Origin of the sequence: Xenorhabdus griffiniae, from assembly GCF_001028135.1 — a bacterium.
Classification (GTDB): Bacteria; Pseudomonadota; Gammaproteobacteria; order Enterobacterales; family Enterobacteriaceae; genus Xenorhabdus; species Xenorhabdus bakwenae.
In genome coordinates this window covers 1-20,099 of record NZ_LDNM01000014.1, presented here as the reverse complement: position 1 = coordinate 20,099, position 20,099 = coordinate 1, and the positions used below count along the sequence as shown (strand labels likewise).

Below are 20,099 nucleotides of genomic sequence, written 5' to 3'. Positions count from 1 at the left end.
GCTCTTTACTCGAAGCAACCTGTTTATTTTTGACTAAAAAACATTCGTGATCTTGCCCTGGGGAGGTATAAGGTCTTGTGTTGTTTTGCGGATTGCAACCTGAGGTTTATCGAGAATATATACTCTGATTTAGCTATTATCTTTTTCAACCACTACTTTTTTGATGAAGCATGAATAGAGTGTACCCATCTTCTCATATATTTGTTTTTTATAACAAGAATATCTTTTGACATTGCCGGCTTTTCATTGTCAATGTAAAGCATCACTTTAATATTCCCATTTTTATCCTTAGATAGAAAATAATGTTCAGGTATAGAGTACAGAGACTTTCCTTTTAATACGATCCAGCCAGAAGGTTGTTGACAATTAACATGATATTGATAAGGGATATTCATCATTTCTTTCCTGAGTTATATCACCTGACCAATGAGCCATAGCAGGGGTATATGAAAATAAGCATTGGCAGGCAGATAAGGATAAAAGTTTATTATGTTAATTTGATAATACAGTTTACTTTATAAATGGATATGTAATATTTGATAAATAACATCTTTTAAACATGATTTTGATGTTTCTGTTGATGAATGGTTTGTATATTTGCAATTGAATGTTTTTTTTAGAATGTGGTCTGATAGATATCAAATGACAATTCCATAGAGCCAAAGGTAAGAAAACAGCGATGGATAAATTTTTTGCATTTAATTTCTGTTCTAAACAGAAGAGGGTTATGGTAGCCAGCAGTTTAGTCGGATGCTCATTTTTGTTGACGGCTTGTGCCGGAACTTTAAGAATGTCATGGCCTGCTTTATCACCGCTTAATTGGTTTGGCAGTTCCCTAAGCGTTTCTGAGCAGGGTCTAGGAAAAATCAATAAACAGACGGATATGTCTCAATCTGTGATCGAAAACGGGTTGGAGGGAAAATATCGTCTGCGTAGTGGTATGGAGATGCAAGATGGCAAGTTAGTGAGTGTGATTCAGGGTATGGAAGAAGGTCAGGTAAAACTGGAATTTCACGGTCTGGTCAATGGTAAAGTTAATCGTATTGACGTGTTGGATGATGAAGTTAAAACAGTCTGGGGAACGAAAATAGGCACACCTTTCTCCAGTCTCTATAACCAGGCATTTGGAAAATGTCAGCGCGCCCATGATCTCACTGTGCCGCCTACAGTCATTTGTACCGCTCCACAAAGTCAGCATGTCAGCTATGTTTTTACCGGAATTTGGGAAGGCCCTGAAGGATTAATGCCTTCTGATGATGTTTTGAAGGGCTGGAAAGTTTCGCGTATTATTTGGAAATCCTGATAAACACCTATAAATAGCGTTATATCAAGTCAAAAATCTTTTAATCCACTTGCATGATGAGGGCAGTGTGCCAGAGTTCAAACTGTTTTAGTTACTTGAAAAGCGGCTGGCACCTGTAACCTGATATTTTCTACATCTTATCGTTTTTCATCATTTCTCATAAAAATTCGGTATATAAAACAGTAGCCAGTAAACTACCCTGTTATAAAGATTCTGGATACAGTAGAGAAATTGTTGTCAAATAGCGTGCTGAGTAAGGTGTTGGATGAAAATAGTGGCAATAAAAAATAAATTATTAAACGGAGTGACTAGCTTGTTGTTTTTTGCCTGTCTCAACGTTTATAGCTCTAGCGCCTTGGCTGTTGAGTTGCTGAATAGTTCTTACGATATCGGGCGAGAATTATTCTTGAGCTTGAATCCGAAATTTGAAAAACAATGGAATGAACAGAACCCGCAGGATAAGTTGACCATTAAGCAGTCCCATGCCGGTTCATCTAAACAAGCATTGGCTATTTTGCATGGATTGCGGGCGGATGTCGTCACTTATAACCAAGTCACAGATATTCAGATCTTGCACGATCGCGGCAATCTTATTCCCGTCAATTGGCAGCAGCGTTTGCCGAATAACAGTTCTCCATATTATTCCACTATGGCGTTTCTGGTACATAAAGGTAACCCCAAACATATCCAATCTTGGGAAGACTTGGTGCGAAATGATGTGAAATTAGTTTTCCCCAATCCAAAAACGTCAGGTAATGGACGCTATACCTATTTGGCTGCATGGGACGCTTTTCAGCAAAAAAATCCGCATGATCCTGCTAAAGTGCGCCAACTGATGCAGCACTTTTTACAGAATGTAGCGGTGTTTGATACCGGAGGCCGTGGGGCAACAGCTTCCTTTATTGAACGGGGTATAGGGGACGTACTGATTAGCTTCGAATCTGAGGTCAATAACATTCGTAAACAGTATGGAGAAGATAATTACCGGGTCATTGTACCGCCGGTCAATATTTTGGCTGAATTCCCGGTGACCTGGGTGGATAAGAGTGTGCAGAAAAAAGGTACGGAAGCGGTTGCCAAAGCGTATTTAAATTATCTGTATAGTCCGTCAGCCCAGCAAATCATAGCCAGTTTTAGTTATCGTGTGATTGATCAAAATGTGATGAAAGCCCAGCAATCCCGTTTTCCTGTCACCAAACTGTTTCGCCTCGAAGAACAATTCGGTAGCTGGTCTCAAGTGATGAAAACTCACTTTAATACTGGCGGTACGCTTGATCAGTTATTGAAAGAAGGGCGCAAATAATGTGGGTATTTAGCAAACGTGTCTTGCCCGGATTTGGGCTGAGTTTAGGCTGTAGTCTGTTTTATGTCTGCCTTATCCTGCTATTGCCATTAAGCGCATTGGTCGTACAGCTTTCCAGTATGACATGGGAACAATATTGGCAAGTCATCGCTAACCCGCAGGTTGTTGCCGCTTATCAGGTGACACTGTTGGCCGCAGCGGTTGCCAGTTTATTCAATATGGTTTTTGGCATGTTGATGGCCTGGATATTAACGCGCTATCAATTTCCCGGACGTAGTTTATTAGATGGTTTGATGGATTTGCCGTTTGCTTTACCGACGGCAGTTGCGGGTTTAACGCTAGCGACACTCTTTTCTGCAACAGGGTGGTATGGGGCCTGGCTTGGTCATTTCGATATCAAAGTCGCCAATACCTGGCTGGGGATTGCGCTCGCAATGGCATTCACTAGCCTGCCGTTTGTTGTGCGTACTGTTCAGCCTGTGCTTGAAGAATTAGGCCCTGAATATGAGGAAGCAGCACAGACATTGGGAGCAAGCCGTTGGCAGACTTTTCGGCGGGTTATATTACCAGAGGTTTCACCTGCATTGATCGCCGGAACTGTGCTCTCTTTTACGCGTAGCCTGGGAGAATTTGGTGCCGTGATTTTCATTGCAGGCAATATTGCCTGGCAGACCGAAGTTGCCTCCCTGATGATCTTTGTCCGCCTGCAAGAATTTGATTATCCGGCGGCTAGTGCGATCGCTTCAGTCATCCTCGCAGCGTCGTTATTACTGCTGTTTAGCGTTAATATCTTGCAAAGCCGTTTTGGTAAACGGATAGGGGGACATTAATGACTGAATTTTCCGCATACACAGTGGCACAACGCCCCGCTATAAATTGGGGAAAATGGTTACTGATCGGCACTGGTGTACTTTTTTCCCTTCTGCTGTTGGTCATACCGATAGCATGGATTTTCTTGACCGCCTTTTCCAAAGGAATCGACATAGTTGCCCAGAATCTTTTCGATCCCGATATGCTGCACGCTATCTGGTTAACAGTGATGATTGCGCTTATCACCGTCCCCCTTAATTTAGTTTTTGGTGTGATGACGGCGTGGTTAGTGACTCGTTTCCAATTCCCCGGCAGGCAATTATTGCTGACATTAATTGATATTCCGTTTGCGATTTCGCCGGTTGTGGCTGGATTACTTTATCTGCTGTTTTATGGTGCGAATGGCTGGTTAGGAAGCTGGCTTGGGAATTATGACATCCAATTGATGTTTTCATGGCCTGGTATGGTATTGGTGACCGTGTTTGTGACATGTCCGTTTGTTGTCCGTGAATTGGTGCCGGTGATGTTGAGTCAGGGTAATCAGGAGGATGAAGCTGCCATATTGTTGGGTGCCTCTGGCTGGAAGATGTTCTGGCGCGTGACCTTGCCAAATATTCGTTGGGCATTGTTATATGGCGTCGTTTTGACCAATGCGCGGGCGATTGGGGAGTTTGGGGCTGTGTCTGTGGTATCGGGGGCAATTCGCGGTGAAACCTATACGCTGCCTTTGCAGGTTGAGCTGTTGTATCAAGATTACAACACGGTTGGCGCATTTACGGCTGCGGCCTTATTAGCGGTGATGGCGATTATTACTCTGATTGTCAAAAGTGCATTGCAATGGCGTTTAAGCCGCCAGCACGGGTAGGTTAGGAGCGGGATATGAGTATTGAAATCAATCAAATCAGTAAATCTTTTGGTCTATCTCAGATACTGAATGACATTTCACTGGATATCGAATCTGGGGAGATGGTCGCCCTGCTTGGTCCATCGGGTTCTGGCAAGACGACATTGTTGAGGATCATCGCAGGGCTGGAGCAGCAGAGTGCGGGCCAATTGAAATTCCACGGCCAGGATGTCAGCCGACTACATGCAAAAGATCGGCGTGTTGGGTTTGTATTCCAGCACTATGCCTTATTTCGCCATATGACGGTATTTGATAACGTGGCTTTTGGCCTGACGGTTCTTGCTCGTCGTCAGCGTCCCGGTGCTGAGGCGTTGCGTAGTAAGGTCATGGCATTGCTGGATATGGTGCAACTTGCCCATTTGGCAGAACGTTATCCGTCGCAACTTTCTGGTGGACAAAAACAGCGTGTAGCATTAGCAAGGGCATTGGCGGTTGAGCCACAGATCCTCTTATTGGATGAGCCTTTTGGTGCATTAGATGCTCAGGTTCGCATGGAGTTACGTCGTTGGTTGCGCCAGCTGCATGAAGAATTGAAGTTTACCAGCGTATTTGTCACCCATGATCAGGAAGAGGCAATGGAGGTGGCTGACAGGGTGGTACTTATGAATCAAGGGCGCATTGAGCAGGTTGGTACTCCCCAACAAGTATGGCATGAACCAGAGAGCCGATTCGTGCTTGAATTTATGGGGGAAATAAACAAACTGAATGGTGAAATTAAAGGTTCCCAACTCCGTATTGGCGGGAAAATTTTTCCATTGAATATCACACCGCTGCATCAAGGACGTGTTGATGTTTTTTTCCGACCCTGGGATATGATGCTGAGTGCCAGGCAAACACCGGCTTGCCCTTTGCCGGTACAAATCGTGGAAGTCAGCCCTCGCGGTCATTTTTTCCTGTTATCAGTGCAGCCGATAGGGTGGGGGGATGAATACCTGTCGGTGATTTGGCAGGATAATTCATCCATACCCGTTAGAGGAAATCACTATTTTATTGGGGGCACGGGTGCCCGCTTGTATGCGGGGAATTTACCCTTAAAAGTGTTGAGATTTGCTGAATCAGCCTGATTTAATTTACCTTTATATTGAATCCCTATTTTCCGTCATGCAAGGAAGTAGGGATTTTTTGCTTAATGTCTTGCTACAGTTTCCTTAATATGATTATTTGCTTATCCATTCTCATACGAACTAGGTAATGCTGTGGCAAGCTTGGAAGAATTTATAGGTAATACACCGCTGGTAAAATTACAGCGAATGACAGAAGGCATTGACGCTGAGATTTGGGTGAAGCTGGAAGGTAATAACCCGGCAGGTTCCGTAAAAGACAGGGCTGCGCTTTCGATGATCCTGCAAGCGGAATTGCGTGGGGAAATCGTCCCGGGTGATGTTTTGATTGAAGCAACGAGTGGTAATACCGGTATTGCACTGGCGATGATCGCGGCGGTAAAAGGATATCGCCTAAAATTATTGATGCCTGAAAATATGAGCGTTGAGAGACAGGCATCAATGCGGGCTTACGGTGCTGAGTTAATTTTAGTCAGTAAAGAATTGGGAATGGAAGGTGCGCGGGATTTGGCGCAAGAAATGGAGAAAAATGGGGAAGGAAAAGTTCTGGACCAATTTAATAATACGGATAATTCACTGGCTCATTTTAATACGACTGGCCCGGAAATTTGGCAGCAAACACAGGGGCGGATCACGCACTTTGTTTCCAGTATGGGAACGACAGGCACGATTACGGGGGTAAGCCGCTATTTGAAATCTCAGTCTGACAGAGTGAAAGTGACCGGATTACAACCTGCGGAAGAGAGTCATATTCCTGGTATTCGTCGTTGGACTCCAGCGTATATGCCCGGAATTTACCAGAAAGCGCTGGTGGATCAGGTCCTGGATATCACCCAAACGGAAGCGGAAGAGACTATGCGTTTGTTGGCGCAAAAGGAAGGTATTTTCTGTGGTGTCAGTTCTGGTGGGGCAGTCTCTGGGGCATTACGTATTGCTGCCGAAAACCCTGGTGCCGTCATTGTTGCGATTATTTGTGATCGTGGTGACAGGTACTTGTCTACAGGGGTATTTAATTAACCTTTTATCATCCGTAAAAAATCGTCCTGTTTTATCAGACACCCTGAACTGACTAGCCTGATAAAGCAGTGACGATTTACGAACAGTTCATCAATTAAAACGAATCGGTTAACAGAAAAAGAGGCACATATCCCGCAATGATTTTTCTGTTACTTTTTGATTCGCATGATGACTGACTCACCTACGACTACGGAGCCATTGACTTTCGTTAACTCTTTAATTTCATCCATGTTAGAAATAACCACAGGAGTTAAGGTTGATTTAGCTCTTTCTTCCAGAAATGCCAGATCAAACTCTAAAACCAAATCCCCTTTTTGTACCCGTTGACCTTCTTCGGCAATGCGTTTAAAACCTTCACCTTTTAGTTCAACGGTATCAATGCCAAAATGGACGAACAGCTCAATGCCACTATCAGATTCGATAGAAAAAGCATGATTAGTTTCGAAGATCTTACCAATGGTGCCATCAACAGGAGCGACAATTTTATTGCCGGTTGGTTTAATCGCGATACCATCACCGACGATTTTTTCGGCAAAAACAACATCTGGAACATCTTCGATGTTGACTATTTCACCTGACAATGGCGCGATAATTTCAATACTGCCACTATTCTTTTTATCGTCTGAAACCAGAGATTTCAATTTATCAAGCAGACCCATGAATCTTCTCCTAATTGTTTAATGGGACCGTATTCTGGCTAATTTTTAGCAGAGTGTTTTTTCTCTGGTAAAGGTGTCAACCAAATCCATCAATTCCTTTGCTGTTGGCTGAGTCAAGGCCTGCTCTGCCAGTGCTTTTGCATCATCATAATTAGTATTACGGATGATCTTTTTAATGCGTGGAATTGATATTGCACTCATGCTGAACTCATCCAACCCCATGCCCAGGAGCAACAGCGTGGCGCGTTCATCACCGGCAAGCTCTCCACACATGCCTGTCCATTTACCTTCGGCGTGTGAGGCATCAATAACCTGCTTGATTAAGCTCAGCACAGCTGGTGACATTGGGTTGTAGAGATGAGAAATCAGCTCGTTACCACGGTCTACCGCAAGAGTATACTGAGTTAGATCGTTTGTCCCAATACTAAAAAAGTCAACCTCTTTTGCAAGATGATGGGCCATGGTTGCAGCAGCAGGCGTTTCCACCATGATGCCTACTGCAATCGATTCATCAAATGCTTTGTTTTCATTGCGTAATTGCTCTTTGAGTAACGTAAGCTCAACTTTCAATTCCCGAATTTCTTCAACTGAAATAATCATTGGGAACATAATGCGCAGTTTACCAAATGCAGAAGCTCTCAGGATAGCACGTAATTGAGAATGTAAGATCTCTTTACGGTCAAGGCAAATACGGATCGCGCGCCAGCCAAGGAATGGGTTCTCTTCTTTTGGCAGATTCATGTAAGGTAAGTCTTTATCGCCACCAATATCCATTGTACGAATAATGACGGCTTGATTACCAACAGCTTCTGCAACTGCTTTATAAGCTTCAAACTGTTCGTTTTCGGTTGGCAAAGAATCACGATCCATAAACAGAAATTCAGTACGGTATAAACCAATACCTTCGGCACCATTGCGTTCAGCGCCAGCAATGTCACGCACCGTACCGATATTGGCGCAAACCTCAACTTGGTGACCATCCAATGTGATGGCAGGTAAGTCTTTCAGCTTCGCCAGTTCGGTTTTTTCTGTCAGATACTCACTTTTCGCCGTTTTCAGTTTCTCGATTTCAGTATCAGATGGGTTCACATAAATGTGATTATTGACGGCATCCAGAATCAGGTAGTTGTCATTTTGGATTTGCTTGGTCGCATTGGTTGTACCAACAATCGCCGGTAATTCCAGAGAGCGGGCCATAATGGAAGTGTGAGACGTTCTGCCACCAAGGTCAGTGATGAAACCTAATACCTTGTCCAGATTAAGTTGTGCGGTTTCTGACGGGGTCAGGTCACTGGCAACCAAGATGACTTCTTCTTCAATGGAACCTAAGTCGATAATTGGCATATCCAGAATATTTCTCAGTAAGCGCTTACCAATATCACGGACATCGGCGGCTCGCTCTTTCAAATATTCATCATCCAGTTCTTCCAGCGCATTGGCCTGATCTTCAATAACGGAATGAACGGCTGCATCTGCTGTTAACAGATTTTTTTTAATCAGTGTGATAATTTCCTGCTCTAGCTCTTCATCTTCCAGCAACATAATATGGCCTTCGAAGATTTCAGCCTTTTCTGCACCCAGATTTTTTTCGGCTGTTTCTCTAATGATCTCTAATTGTGCGGAGGATTTGTCACGGCCTTGCTTAAAGCGGGAAATTTCTTGTTCAACTTGTTCAGGAATAATTTTTTTATGATTGATAATGATGGGATCTTCTTTCAGTAATAACGCTTTACCGAAAGCAATGCCTGGTGATACTAAAATACCTGAAATCATATTATATGACCTTGACTGCGGGTGATTACCTTTCATTAAGACTTAGGGAAGACCCTAAATATCCCCAGATTTTATTGGCCTGGGGATAAACTGAATGGAGTAGATTGGCTTAATTGAACGGACGATTATTCCAATTCACCCATTAATTTAACTAAATGTTCAACAGCCTGTTGTTCATCTTCGCCTTCAGCAGAAATCGTTACGACTGTACCTTGAGTCAATCCCAGCGTTTGTAATTTGAACAGGCTTTTTGCGCTGGCAGACTTGCCTCCAGAAGTCAGAGTAATGTCCGAAGCAAAGCCTTTTGCTTCTTTGACAAATTGTGCCGCAGGGCGAGTGTGGAGGCCATTGGGTGCAGTAATAGTAACTTCTTGCTGGAACATAGTATTTCCTCAATAACTTAAATATTCGTTGATAAGCCACAGAGAATTCCATTGGATATAGCTGAATTCTCTGTGGCTTATACGACCGTTAAAATGATAATGAAGTAAAGCGTATTCCCTTCGCTTTTCAAGTTATTGCGTGGTTAATTTTAACTTGAAATTTAGTGGGATTATAATAATCATTATCAAAAAATTAACATACTTGATGTACTCAATTGTTGATTTGGTGTTAATACACGCTATTCGAAGAATGCTTTAATTGAATAACGTCTGGTTGGCGATTAATTTCGTGCATCAAAATAATTACTGGTTAAATACTAAAGCTACCTGAATAAATCATCTAGGAAAGTTTTAAACTTTGATCTGATGCACAAAAAAGCACCCTGGAGGTGCCTTTTTGTCAATGTAGTGAAAAATTCTAAGTATAATTTTTACTCACTGAGTAAGTCAGCAAACAGGGCTGTACTGAGATAACGTTCAGCTGATGAAGGCAAAATCACCACGATGTTTTTGTCTTTGTAGGCTTCTTCTTGCGCTATTTTGACAGCCGCTGCAACAGCGGCCCCTGAAGAAATACCGGCAAGAATTCCTTCTTTTTCAGTAACTTCTTGTGCAACTTGCATCGCTTCTTCATTGCTGATTTTAAATACACGGTCAACTAATGTTAAATCTAAGTTATCAGGAATGAAACCAGCACCAATTCCCTGAATTTTATGTGGGCCTGGTTTAAGTTCTTCACCCGCCAATTTTTGGCTGATAACAGGTGAACTTTCGGGTTCTACCGCAACGATAGTAACGTGTTTGCCCTGCGTATTTTTTAAGTAACGGGCAACCCCCGTGATTGTGCCGCCAGTTCCTACGCCAGCAACAAAAACGTCTACATTACCATCGGTATCTTCCCAAATTTCAGGGCCAGTGGTTTTTTCATGAATTTCCGGGTTGGCAGGATTACTGAATTGTTGCAGAAGGATATAATGGTCAGGATTGCTGTCACGGATTTCGTTGGCTTTCTCAATCGCGCCTTTCATGCCTTTTGCACCTTCGGTCAGCACCAAATTTGCGCCGAGTACTTTCAGCAATTTACGCCGTTCAAGGCTCATTGTTTCAGGCATGGTCAGTGTCAGCTTATAACCACGAGCCGCGGCAACATAGGCAAGTGCAATCCCTGTATTACCACTGGTTGGCTCGATAAGTTCTTTATCTTTGGTCAGAATGCCACGTTTTTCAGCATCCCAAATCATATTGGCACCAATGCGGCATTTGACACTAAAACTGGGGTTACGGGATTCTACTTTTGCCAAAATGCGGCCATTTGCGAAATTTTTTAAACGTACTAGCGGAGTGTGACCAATAGTCAACGAATTATCTTCATAAATTTTGCTCATTGTTCGATTGCCCCTAACATACCGTAAATACTGATTAACCATACGCTAACATCCTATTTATGGAAATAAGGTTTCAGTCTATTCTTATTATATAAAAGAATAATTGATGGTCATTTTATATTCTTCTGATTATTTAAGATTGGCATGAATTTTTAAACAAAGCCCTCTGATATGCTTATAATTTGTCAGGGGCTTTGTTTGATGTAGTAGGCAGAAAAGTAGTCAACAGGCGGCTAAATTAGTTTGCTGATGTGTGATTCAGGGCATGTTGAGCATGGTAGCGATCAACCCACATCGCAGTAGCTCCACAAACCGCAACGGGCATGATAAACAGGTTCACAAGCGGGATCATAGTCAGAATGCTGACTGCTGCGCCGAATTGCAGGTTCTTTATTTTATTTTGGCGTAACGTATTACGCATGGTGGTAAAACTGACTTTATGGTTATCAAACGGATAATCACAATATTGGATTGTCAGCATCCAGGCACTGAAAATAAACCAAAGGAGGGGAGCGACGGTTTGGCCTATTCCTGGAATGAAGTAAAGTAACAGTAGGATAAATGCACGCGGAATATAGTAAAGAATTTTCACGCCTTCGCGTTTCAAAATACGGGGCGTGTCTTTGAGTAAGTCAATAACGCCAGTATCAGGTGTCGGAATGCCTGTTAAGTCAGCCTCCAGTTTTTCTGCCAGCAAGCCGTTGAATGGTGAAGCGATAAAATTCGCCAATGTACTGAAAAAATAAGTAAAAAACAGCAGGATAGAGATAACTGCAATTGGCCAAATTAAATAGCTTAACCATTGCATCCAGTCTGGTATTTTATCGAGAGTCCATTGTATCCAGTCACCCAGTTTATGGTATAGCCACCAAAATGAACCCCCCAGCAATAAGATGTTAGCCAATAAAGGTAATAAAACGAATCTCTTAATGCCAGGACGGGTTATTAGTTGCCAACCTTGGGCAATATAGTGAAATCCACTCGCATGTTTTGGCAATTTTGTCGAATTCGTCATATTTTCTTATTCTCTCTTAGATGATTGAGACGGTATGATATAGGCAGGATTTTCTACTGACCAGTCGTTTTATGAGTAAAAAACATCCAAAAAAACAGAGAAATTCTCTCATTATGGTAAGAAAAGTATGTAGAGACTTGCACTTGTCCTATTTGACAAATACTCTTATCTAAAGAATATTCCGCCGTGATGGCAATTAATTTAAACAACAGAGATAGCAATGATGCAGGATTTGCGTCTGATATTAATCGTTGTTGGTGCGATAGCCATAATAGCTTTGCTATTACATGGGTTGTGGACCAGCCGTAAAGAGCGTTCATCACTCTTTCGTGATCGCCCAGTTAAACGTCATAAACAGGGGCAGCAGGAAGAGCAAAAGGATGATGATGGCGATGAACAGTTTGATAATATGCCAAAATCGAATGTTCAGGAGTCGGCCAAACCGCAGACTGAACATCGTGTAGAGCCGGTTATCGAACGTCATGCGTCAGAATCGTCGGCCATAGTGCCTGATGATGGTACTGATCCTTTACTTGCCAGGCATCAATCTGATGCTTCTACAGTCAAGGTGAAAGATGTCGATGATCAACAGGAAGAACCACAACTTGGCTTGTTTGATCCGATTGAACCCGTTGCATCGAAAGAGGCCAGGGTAGCAGACTCTGATGTTGTGGAAGGGCAGCCAAAAGCAGCGAAAAATGAAGCACAGTCTAAATCTGAACAGACTAAAAAAGAGACCGTGTTGGTGTTGCATGTGGCCGCTCATCATGGGCAGGAGCTGAATGGTGAAGTACTGTTCCAAAGCGTTTTACAGGCAGGCTTCCGGTTTGGTGAGATGAATATTTTTCATCGCCATCTAAACCCATCGGGTAGCGGTGCTGTGTTATTCAGTTTAGCTAACATGGTAAAACCTGGTTCGTTTGACCCAGACCAAATGGTCGATTTCACTACTCCTGGCGTTTCCATATTTATGCTTGTGCCTTCATATGGTGATTCCCATCAGAATTTTAAACTGATGTTACAGGCGGCACAGCGCATCGCTGCTGATGTGGGAGGTATAGTTCTGGATGGTGAACGCAAATTGCTGACACCACAGATGATCGAACTCTATAAGGCGCGTATCCGTGATACGCTCAATGTCAGTGAATAACCCCTCTTTTTTAGTATCAAGCCCCCGCTAGTCGGGGGTTTTTCATCTCTGGTGGTAAGTCATGGAAAATATTATCCAAAAAATCAATGAATTAAAAACAACATTACGTCATCACGAATATTTGTATCATGTTATGGATGCGCCAGAGATCCCTGATGCAGAATATGATCGTCTGATGAGAGAATTAAAAGCGCTGGAAGAGCAGCATCCAGAACAGGTGACTGCGGATTCTCCTACCCAGCGAGTGGGCGCAGCACCGTTAACGGCGTTTGAGCAGGTACGCCATGAGATCCCTATGTTGTCTCTGGACAACGTATTTGATGAAGAGAGCTACCTGGCATTTGACAAACGCGTTCGTGATCGTCTGAAAGATGGCCGGGATTTGGTATTTTGTTGTGAGCTAAAACTTGATGGTTTGGCGGTCAGTTTGCTGTATGAAAATGGGGAATTGGTACAAGCTGCGACTCGTGGCGATGGGACAACGGGGGAGAATATTACCGCCAACGTCCGTACTATTTGTGCCATTCCTTTGCGTTTGAAAGGGGATAATATTCCCGCCCGCATCGAAATCCGTGGTGAAGTCTTTATGAAACAAGCCGGGTTTGAAAGATTCAACGAAGAAGCGCGTCGTACAGGAAATAAAGTCTTCGCCAATCCCCGCAATGCGGCGGCTGGATCATTGCGCCAGCTCGACCCCCGCATTACTGCCAGGCGTCCACTGACTTTCTATTGCTATGGGGTTGGTGTGCTGGAAGGCGGAGAGTTACCAGCAAGTCACTATGAACGCCTGATGCAATTCAAGCGGTGGGGACTGCCTGTCAATGACAACGTGAAGTTATGCCAGGGCACTCAACGGGTGATGGATTTTTACCGTGACATTGAGCAGAAGCGGCCGACACTAGGCTTTGATATTGATGGAATTGTCGTCAAGGTTGACTCCCTCGAATTACAGGAAAGGTTGGGCTTTGTTGCCCGAGCGCCACGTTGGGCGACGGCTTTCAAGTTTCCGGCTCAAGAGCAGATGACTGTCATCCGTGATGTCGAGTTTCAGGTAGGGCGTACTGGCGCCATTACGCCGGTTGCTCGTCTGGAGCCTGTATTGGTGGCAGGTGTTACGGTGAGTAATGCCACGCTGCATAATGCAGATGAAATTGAACGTCTGGGACTGCGTATTGGTGATACGGTGATTATTCGTCGTGCCGGAGATGTTATCCCGCAAGTCGTGGGCGTTGTTTATGAAAACAGGCCAGCAGAAACTCAGGAAGTGATTTTTCCCGCACATTGTCCGGTTTGTGGCTCCGATATAGAGCGTGTCGAAGGTGAAGCAGTCGCTCGTTGTACAGGAGGCTTGTTCTGCGCAGCGCAGCGCAAAGAGGCACTGAAACATTTTGTTTCCCGTCGTGCTATGGATGTTGATGGCATGGGCGAAAAAATTATTGAGCAGCTTGTGGATAAAGAGTATGTCAAAACGCCAGCTGAACTTTTCCGACTGACAGCCGGGAAACTAACAGGTCTTGAGCGAATGGGACCTAAATCTGCGCAAAATATCATTAATGCCTTGGAGAAAGCGAAGAAAACCACTTTTGCACGCTTTATTTACTCTTTGGGTATTCGTGAAGTTGGCGAAGCGACAGCCGCCAACCTGGTTGCCCATTTTGGCACGTTAGAAAAATTACGTGCAGCGGACATGGAGGCACTGATTGCGGTGCAAGATGTGGGAAGTGTTGTTGCCCGCCATGTTGTGAATTTCTTTAATGAGCCACACAATCAGGTGGTGATTGATGATCTGGTTAACAATATTGGTATTCATTGGGAATCGACTGAAAGCCTGAACCTTGATGAAATAGACAGTCCATTTGCTGGTAAAACAGTCGTATTGACGGGTTCATTGAGTCGTTTATCCCGAGACGAAGCTAAAGATAAGCTGACAGCATTAGGCGCAAAAGTGACAGGAAGCGTGTCTAAGAAAACAGATCTGGTTATTGCAGGTGAAGCTGCGGGTTCCAAATTAGCTAAGGCTAATGGGCTGGGAATTTACGTTATTGATGAAGAGGAAATGCTCCGTTTATTAGGTGAATAATATGTCTTCTATTTAGGGAGGCGATTATTAAAGTGTGATCGGGTTAGCTAAATAGAGATATGTAACCACCTAAATAGTAAATTGGTGCGACAGTAATCAAAATTTACTATCATGTGTTGCATAAAATACAGATGTAAATTTGCACAGAATCGTGTTTGGAGTTCTTCTTTATGGCTATATCTCATGTTTTACATTTTTTACTCGCATTAGTGGTCATTGGCGGCCTGGCAGTTTTGGCAAGTAATAACCGGAAGAATATTAAGATTCGTTATATTATTCAGTTGCTGATAATCGAACTCTTTCTGGCCTGGTTCTTCCTGAATTCTAACGTCGGTTTGAAAGTTGTTAAAGGATTTGACGATTTATTTGTCCATCTATTGTCTTATGCAGAGAAAGGGACCAGTTTTGTTTTTGGTGGCATGATAGAAGCGAATCTGGCTTTTTTCTTCCTGAATGTATTGTGTCCTATCATTTTTATCTCCGCCCTGATTGGTATTTTGCAACACATCAAAGTACTACCCATTGTCATTCGTGTAATAGGTACAGTGCTGTCTAAAATTAACGGCATGGGTAAACTGGAATCATTTAATGCGGTCAGTTCATTGATTCTGGGGCAATCAGAGAATTTTATTGCTTATAAAAATGTGCTGGGCAAAATGTCTGAGCGCCGGATGTATACGATGGCGGCAACGGCAATGTCTACCGTATCTATGGCTATCGTCGGTGCTTACATGACGATGCTGGATGCAAAATATGTGGTTGCGGCACTGATCCTCAATATGTTCAGCACTTTTATCATCTTATCTCTCATCAATCCTTACTCTGTTGAGAATGAAGAAGATATCCATATGAGCCACCTCCACGAAGGGCAAAGTTTCTTTGAAATGCTGGGCGATTATATTCTGGCGGGTTTCAAAGTTGCTTTGATTGTCACTGCGATGTTGATCGGTTTTATTGCCTTGATTGCAGGCATTAATGCAATTTTCCATCTGGTATTTGGTATTACTTTCCAGGAGTGTATGGGATATGTGTTTTATCCGTTTGCATGGATCATTGGTATTCCAAGTGATGAAGCGCTGAAAGTCGGCAGTATCATGGCAACCAAGTTAGTTTCTAACGAATTTGTGGCGATGCAGAGCCTGCAAGGGATGTCTGCTCAACTAAGTGAACATTCGAAAGGTATTCTGTCCGTATTTTTGGTTTCTTTCGCTAACTTCAGTTCCATTGGGATTATTTCTGGCGCTGTGAAAGGGCTGGATGAACAACAAGGTAATGCTGTTGCGCGTTTTGGCTTGAAATTGCTGTTTGGTTCAACGCTGGTGAGTTTCCTGTCCGCAGCAATTACCGGACTGATTTTGAGCGTCTAATCTGTTTCATTGGATTTGATAAAAAACAATCGAAAGTGGCATCCTGGCAGATGCCACTTTTTTATATACAAAAATCCCTGAAAACTTACGTCTTCAGGGATTGAGAATTTTGGTGGAGCTAAGCGGGATCGAACCGCTGACCTCTTGCATGCCATGCAAGCGCTCTCCCAGCTGAGCTATAGCCCCACAAATAGGGTTCAGGTTTTGAATACCAGATGCCGATTACTCTGATGAGTATGTAAGATAAGTATTTGGTGGAGCTAAGCGGGATCGAACCGCTGACCTCTTGCATGCCATGCAAGCGCTCTCCCAGCTGAGCTATAGCCCCAAATCAAAATCCTGTAGAACGGGGCGAATCATATGAAAACCGGAGAACTCTGTCAATGAATTCATTAATCTTCTCCGTGTAAGCGCTGAAAAAGCCGTCAATGACCCGTTTTGAGGACAAAAAGTCAAGGCACTGTAATAAGTTGAGTGCCTTGATTATTCACGCTACGTTATGACGTAACATCGGTAAATGATTATTTATTTTATTGCGCTTCACGCTGGGCAATATAAGCCAGAGCCTGATCAATACGAGCTAATGAACGTGCCTGGTTAACTGCATGGATTGTTACATCAACGCTTGGAGACTGACCCGCACCTGTAACAGCAACACGCAGTGGCATACCGACTTTACCCATGCCAACGTCCAGTTCGTCAGCCGTCGCCTGAATAGCGTGATGGATATTCTCAGGGGTCCATTCGGTAATAGCGGCCAGTTTCGCCCGGGCAACGTCTAATGGCTGGCGAGCAACCGGGCGCAGATGTTTTTTCGCCGCATCTGCATCAAATTCGGCAAATTCTTCATAGAAATAACGGCAAGATTCAGCCATCTCTTTCAGTGTTTTGCAGCGTTCGCCTAGCAGTTTGATCAAATCAACCAGTTCTGGACCCGTGCGAGTATCAATACCTTGCTGTTCAATATGCCAGGCTAAATGTACAGCAACTTTTTCTGCTGGCAGGGTATTGATGTAGTGATGGTTCAACCATTGCAGTTTTTCCGTATTGAATGCACTGGCAGATTTACTGATGGCATCAAGGCTGAACAGTGCAGTCATCTCTTCAACGCTGAAAATTTCCTGATCGCCATGTGACCAGCCCAGACGAACCAGATAGTTCAACAGGGCTTCTGGCAGGTAACCATCATCACGGTATTGCATTACGCTGACTGCACCGTGGCGTTTGGACAGTTTTTTACCATCGTCGCCGAGGATCATAGAAACATGGGCATATTCCGGGACAGGTGCGCCAAGCGCTTTCAGGATATTGATCTGACGTGGGGTATTGTTGATATGATCTTCACCACGAATAACATGGGTAATTTCCATATCCCAATCATCAATGACCACACAGAAGTTATAAGTTGGTGAGCCGTCGGTACGGCGAATGATCAAATCGTCCAGTTCCTGGTTATTGAATTCAATCGGGCCACGAATGCTGTCATTAAAAACGACAGAACCTTCTTGTGGGTTGCGGAAACGCACAACATGTGGCTCATCGTGACTGTGCTGGCACTCGCTATCACAGCATTTTCCGTCATAACGTGGTTTTTCACCATTAGCCATCTGAGTTTCACGCAATTGTTCCAAACGCTCTTTAGAGCAATAGCAGCGGTAAGCAGTCCCTTGCTCTAACATTTCGTCAATAACCTGGTTATAACGGTCGAAACGTTTGGTCTGGTAATAAGGGCCTTCATCCCAATTCAGATTTAACCAGTTCATCCCGTCCATAATTGCATCGATGGCTTCTTGGGTAGAACGTTCCAGATCGGTATCTTCGATGCGAAGAACAAATTCCCCTTTATTGTGGCGACTGTATAACCAGGAATAAAGAGCAGTACGCGCACCACCAACATGCAGATAGCCAGTAGGACTTGGTGCAAAACGGGTTTTAATTTTACTCATCAGGAATTGCCTTAATTACGTTTCTCTTTATTAGAGAGCGTGTTGGATGATTGAAGTAACAACAGTGGGGGTTATTTTATCACTGCACTTCAATTCCTCAATGGCGTTAACGGCAGGTTATTGAGAAAAGCTAAAATAACCCATCTGAATGATACCATAACGTGATTACAATTATTTCATTCTGTTTAATTTTACGACGAACGATTGTTTTAGTGATAAAAAGCGTTGACTCACTTCGAACTATCCCTATAATGCGACTCCATCACGACGGGCGATTAGCTCAGTTGGTAGAGCATCTCCCTTACAAGGAGGGGGTCATCAGTTCGAATCTGGTATCGCCCACCATATTTCTCGTAGTGATAAAAATGATTTTATGATTGGGCGATTAGCTCAGTTGGTAGAGCATCTCCCTTACAAGGAGGGGGTCATCAGTTCGAATCTGGTATCGCCCACCAATCATAAATCAGTGGTATTGATGTCGTTAATAGTCATCGTGAAGTGGGCGATTAGCTCAGTTGGTAGAGCATCTCCCTTACAAGGAGGGGGTCATCAGTTCGAATCTGGTATCGCCCACCACTTCATCGGGTTGTTTCGTCTCCAGTATCACATTGATATTTAGAATGGGTCGTTAGCTCAGTCGGTAGAGCAGTTGACTTTTAATCAATTGGTCGCAGGTTCGAATCCTGCACGACCCACCATTCAAATATCAAAATCAAAATTATCTAATTGGGTCGTTAGCTCAGTCGGTAGAGCAGTTGACTTTTAATCAATTGGTCGCAGGTTCGAATCCTGCACGACCCACCATTTAGATATCAAAATCAGAATTACCTAATTGGGTCGTTAGCTCAGTCGGTAGAGCAGTTGACTTTTAATCAATTGGTCGCAGGTTCGAATCCTGCACGACCCACCATTTAGGTAGCAGGATATGAAGTGGGCGATTAGCTCAGTTGGTAGAGCATCTCCCTTACAAGGAGGGGGTCATCAGTTCGAATCTGGTATCGCCCACCACTTCGTCTCCTATCAGGCACTACACGATAAACCCGCCAAACCCGCCACGAAAATTCCTGACCCAGTACTCATCGCGGATATCCAAAATTTTCCCGATGATTATCAATGGAAAAGCGCAAAACGCTTGGGTGTCTCGCAGTCGGCTATGTATTACGCCCTGAAACGACTGCGCTGTTTTGGTTCACACGACTGGCACGCTAAAGGCCGTATTAACGTCATTGGGGCTATTCTCGAAAAAACCCTCGTCACCTTAAGTTTATTTACGGGGAACATTCATAATGCCGGTATTTTTCATGCGTGGATGACGTAAATCAAACGAGTATCAACTATGTTTGAGGTTTTGGCAAAGGGGGAAGGTCATAAGCAGCTCTGGCACGATCACAACTTTCATTATAATCTCCCGTTTCCCAGGCTTGGGGAAATTCTCTGCAAGGGGAGGGCCTTTTATCATAAATAGAACAGGAAACCGACTTACCAATTTCACCACATAAATTGATACATCGAGGGTGAGGTTCATTGGTGCCTTTCATACAGCGTCTGAAATCATTTAATTTTTCGGTCATAGATACGGGAACTGTGCCGCCACCATCCTCAGCTTCAGCCCAATAAAATGAAACACGAAAATACGCACAGCAAGCTCCGCAATTAATACAGGGATTGTCTTGTAACTTGGATTGAGATATTAACGTTTTACTCATACCCGATGTCACTATCTGATGTTTAAGACCTATACTTAGGTAAAATAACCTTTCCGCAAAAAGCCCGTTTTCCAATGGAAATCGAGCCCCCTTAAAAATAAATTATGTTGCCAAATTATGTCTATTTTCAAGATAAATTTATATCTTTTGGATACAATTGAAATTATTTAATAGCTTGGATTCGCATGATAAGTGCAATTTCTGAAAAAGGCGGTCAGTTGCTATAGTAGGCATCTT

At 43.5% G+C, this 20,099-nt stretch carries 18 protein-coding genes and 9 tRNA genes; 17 read left to right on the top strand and 10 right to left on the bottom strand.

Translation table 11 applies throughout. From position 1 onward, the window contains the following. Positions 1 to 152: 152 nt before the first annotated feature. Complete coding sequence (locus AAY47_RS04495; protein WP_152911295.1) at positions 153 to 398, bottom strand: hypothetical protein; 246 nt, start codon at positions 396 to 398, stop codon at positions 153 to 155. Positions 399 to 727: 329 nt separating this feature from the next. Between AAY47_RS04495 and AAY47_RS04490 the strand changes: the two genes are divergently transcribed. From AAY47_RS04490 to cysM, 6 genes are all read left to right on the top strand, one after another. Beyond that, a complete protein-coding gene (locus tag AAY47_RS04490; RefSeq protein ID WP_047767288.1) occupies positions 728 to 1,303 on the top strand; it encodes an RpoE-regulated lipoprotein in 576 nt (191 codons plus the stop codon). Between the two features lie 265 nt (positions 1,304 to 1,568). Then, positions 1,569 to 2,606 (top strand): thiosulfate ABC transporter substrate-binding protein CysP, encoded by a 1,038-nt coding sequence (gene cysP, locus AAY47_RS04485; RefSeq protein ID WP_047767281.1) that lies wholly within the window; start codon positions 1,569 to 1,571, stop codon positions 2,604 to 2,606. After that, entirely contained in the window at positions 2,606 to 3,436 is an 831-nt protein-coding gene (gene cysT / locus AAY47_RS04480; RefSeq protein WP_047767279.1) for a sulfate/thiosulfate ABC transporter permease CysT, read from the top strand. The genes cysP and cysT overlap by 1 nt, the downstream gene beginning before the upstream one ends. Continuing rightward, complete coding sequence (cysW, locus tag AAY47_RS04475; protein WP_047767277.1) at positions 3,436 to 4,281, top strand: sulfate/thiosulfate ABC transporter permease CysW; 846 nt, start codon at positions 3,436 to 3,438, stop codon at positions 4,279 to 4,281. The genes cysT and cysW overlap by 1 nt, the downstream gene beginning before the upstream one ends. Before the next feature lie 14 nt (positions 4,282 to 4,295). Continuing rightward, positions 4,296 to 5,384, top strand: a complete 1,089-nt coding sequence (gene cysA, locus AAY47_RS04470; RefSeq protein ID WP_047767275.1) for a sulfate/thiosulfate ABC transporter ATP-binding protein CysA — start codon at positions 4,296 to 4,298, stop codon at positions 5,382 to 5,384. 132 nt (positions 5,385 to 5,516) lie between these two features. Next, positions 5,517 to 6,398 (top strand): cysteine synthase CysM, encoded by an 882-nt coding sequence (cysM, locus tag AAY47_RS04465; RefSeq protein WP_047767274.1) that lies wholly within the window; start codon positions 5,517 to 5,519, stop codon positions 6,396 to 6,398. Positions 6,399 to 6,547: 149 nt separating this feature from the next. On the opposite strand, the gene crr is transcribed toward cysM, so the two are convergent. From crr to cysZ, 5 genes are all read right to left on the bottom strand, one after another. Further along, the gene (gene crr, locus AAY47_RS04460) at positions 6,548 to 7,057 is read right to left on the bottom strand and encodes a PTS glucose transporter subunit IIA (protein WP_047767273.1); all 510 of its coding nucleotides are present in this window, start codon (positions 7,055 to 7,057) and stop codon (positions 6,548 to 6,550) included. A gap of 45 nt (positions 7,058 to 7,102) precedes the next feature. Next, entirely contained in the window at positions 7,103 to 8,830 is a 1,728-nt protein-coding gene (ptsI, locus tag AAY47_RS04455; protein WP_047767272.1) for a phosphoenolpyruvate-protein phosphotransferase PtsI, read from the bottom strand. 125 nt (positions 8,831 to 8,955) lie between these two features. Beyond that, a complete protein-coding gene (ptsH, locus tag AAY47_RS04450) occupies positions 8,956 to 9,213 on the bottom strand; it encodes a phosphocarrier protein Hpr (protein WP_047767271.1) in 258 nt (85 codons plus the stop codon). 431 nt (positions 9,214 to 9,644) lie between these two features. Continuing rightward, positions 9,645 to 10,598, bottom strand: a complete 954-nt coding sequence (cysK, locus tag AAY47_RS04445) for a cysteine synthase A (protein ID WP_047767269.1) — start codon at positions 10,596 to 10,598, stop codon at positions 9,645 to 9,647. Between the two features lie 238 nt (positions 10,599 to 10,836). After that, a complete protein-coding gene (gene cysZ, locus AAY47_RS04440) occupies positions 10,837 to 11,613 on the bottom strand; it encodes a sulfate transporter CysZ (protein ID WP_047767267.1) in 777 nt (258 codons plus the stop codon). Positions 11,614 to 11,833: 220 nt separating this feature from the next. On the opposite strand from cysZ, the gene zipA reads away from it, so the two are divergent. The 3 genes from zipA (at position 11,834) to AAY47_RS04425 (ending at position 16,210) form a co-directional block, all read left to right on the top strand. Continuing rightward, positions 11,834 to 12,763, top strand: a complete 930-nt coding sequence (gene zipA, locus AAY47_RS04435; RefSeq protein ID WP_047767265.1) for a cell division protein ZipA — start codon at positions 11,834 to 11,836, stop codon at positions 12,761 to 12,763. Positions 12,764 to 12,824: 61 nt separating this feature from the next. Continuing rightward, complete coding sequence (ligA, locus tag AAY47_RS04430) at positions 12,825 to 14,843, top strand: NAD-dependent DNA ligase LigA (RefSeq protein WP_047767263.1); 2,019 nt, start codon at positions 12,825 to 12,827, stop codon at positions 14,841 to 14,843. Between the two features lie 176 nt (positions 14,844 to 15,019). After that, on the top strand, positions 15,020 to 16,210 hold the full coding sequence (locus tag AAY47_RS04425; RefSeq protein WP_047767286.1) for a NupC/NupG family nucleoside CNT transporter: 1,191 nt from the start codon (positions 15,020 to 15,022) through the stop codon (positions 16,208 to 16,210). 110 nt (positions 16,211 to 16,320) lie between these two features. Here AAY47_RS04425 and AAY47_RS04420 read toward each other — a convergent pair. The 3 genes from AAY47_RS04420 to gltX form a co-directional block, all read right to left on the bottom strand. Further along, positions 16,321 to 16,396 (bottom strand) — tRNA-Ala (locus tag AAY47_RS04420). A 66-nt stretch (positions 16,397 to 16,462) separates the two neighbouring features. Next, positions 16,463 to 16,538: transfer RNA gene (locus AAY47_RS04415), tRNA-Ala, on the bottom strand. Positions 16,539 to 16,740: 202 nt separating this feature from the next. After that, the gene (gltX, locus tag AAY47_RS04410; protein WP_047767261.1) at positions 16,741 to 18,156 is read right to left on the bottom strand and encodes a glutamate--tRNA ligase; all 1,416 of its coding nucleotides are present in this window, start codon (positions 18,154 to 18,156) and stop codon (positions 16,741 to 16,743) included. 269 nt (positions 18,157 to 18,425) lie between these two features. Here gltX and AAY47_RS04405 point away from each other — a divergent pair. From AAY47_RS04405 to AAY47_RS23030, 8 genes are all read left to right on the top strand, one after another. After that, positions 18,426 to 18,501: transfer RNA gene (locus tag AAY47_RS04405), tRNA-Val, on the top strand. Between the two features lie 34 nt (positions 18,502 to 18,535). Next, positions 18,536 to 18,611 (top strand) — tRNA-Val (locus AAY47_RS04400). Positions 18,612 to 18,656: 45 nt separating this feature from the next. Beyond that, positions 18,657 to 18,732 (top strand) — tRNA-Val (locus AAY47_RS04395). Positions 18,733 to 18,778: 46 nt separating this feature from the next. Next, positions 18,779 to 18,854, top strand: a tRNA-Lys gene (locus AAY47_RS04390). Positions 18,855 to 18,884: 30 nt separating this feature from the next. Next, positions 18,885 to 18,960: transfer RNA gene (locus tag AAY47_RS04385), tRNA-Lys, on the top strand. Between the two features lie 30 nt (positions 18,961 to 18,990). Further along, positions 18,991 to 19,066: transfer RNA gene (locus tag AAY47_RS04380), tRNA-Lys, on the top strand. Positions 19,067 to 19,088: 22 nt separating this feature from the next. After that, a tRNA-Val gene (locus tag AAY47_RS04375) sits at positions 19,089 to 19,164 on the top strand. Next, positions 19,154 to 19,474: an IS630 transposase-related protein gene (locus AAY47_RS23030; RefSeq protein WP_083446707.1), complete on the top strand. Its 321-nt coding sequence runs from the start codon at positions 19,154 to 19,156 to the stop codon at positions 19,472 to 19,474. The genes AAY47_RS04375 and AAY47_RS23030 overlap by 11 nt, the downstream gene beginning before the upstream one ends. A 16-nt stretch (positions 19,475 to 19,490) precedes the next feature. Here AAY47_RS23030 and AAY47_RS04365 read toward each other — a convergent pair whose 3' ends face one another. Continuing rightward, on the bottom strand, positions 19,491 to 19,862 hold the full coding sequence (locus AAY47_RS04365; RefSeq protein WP_047767257.1) for a YkgJ family cysteine cluster protein: 372 nt from the start codon (positions 19,860 to 19,862) through the stop codon (positions 19,491 to 19,493). Positions 19,863 to 20,099 lie beyond the last annotated feature (237 nt).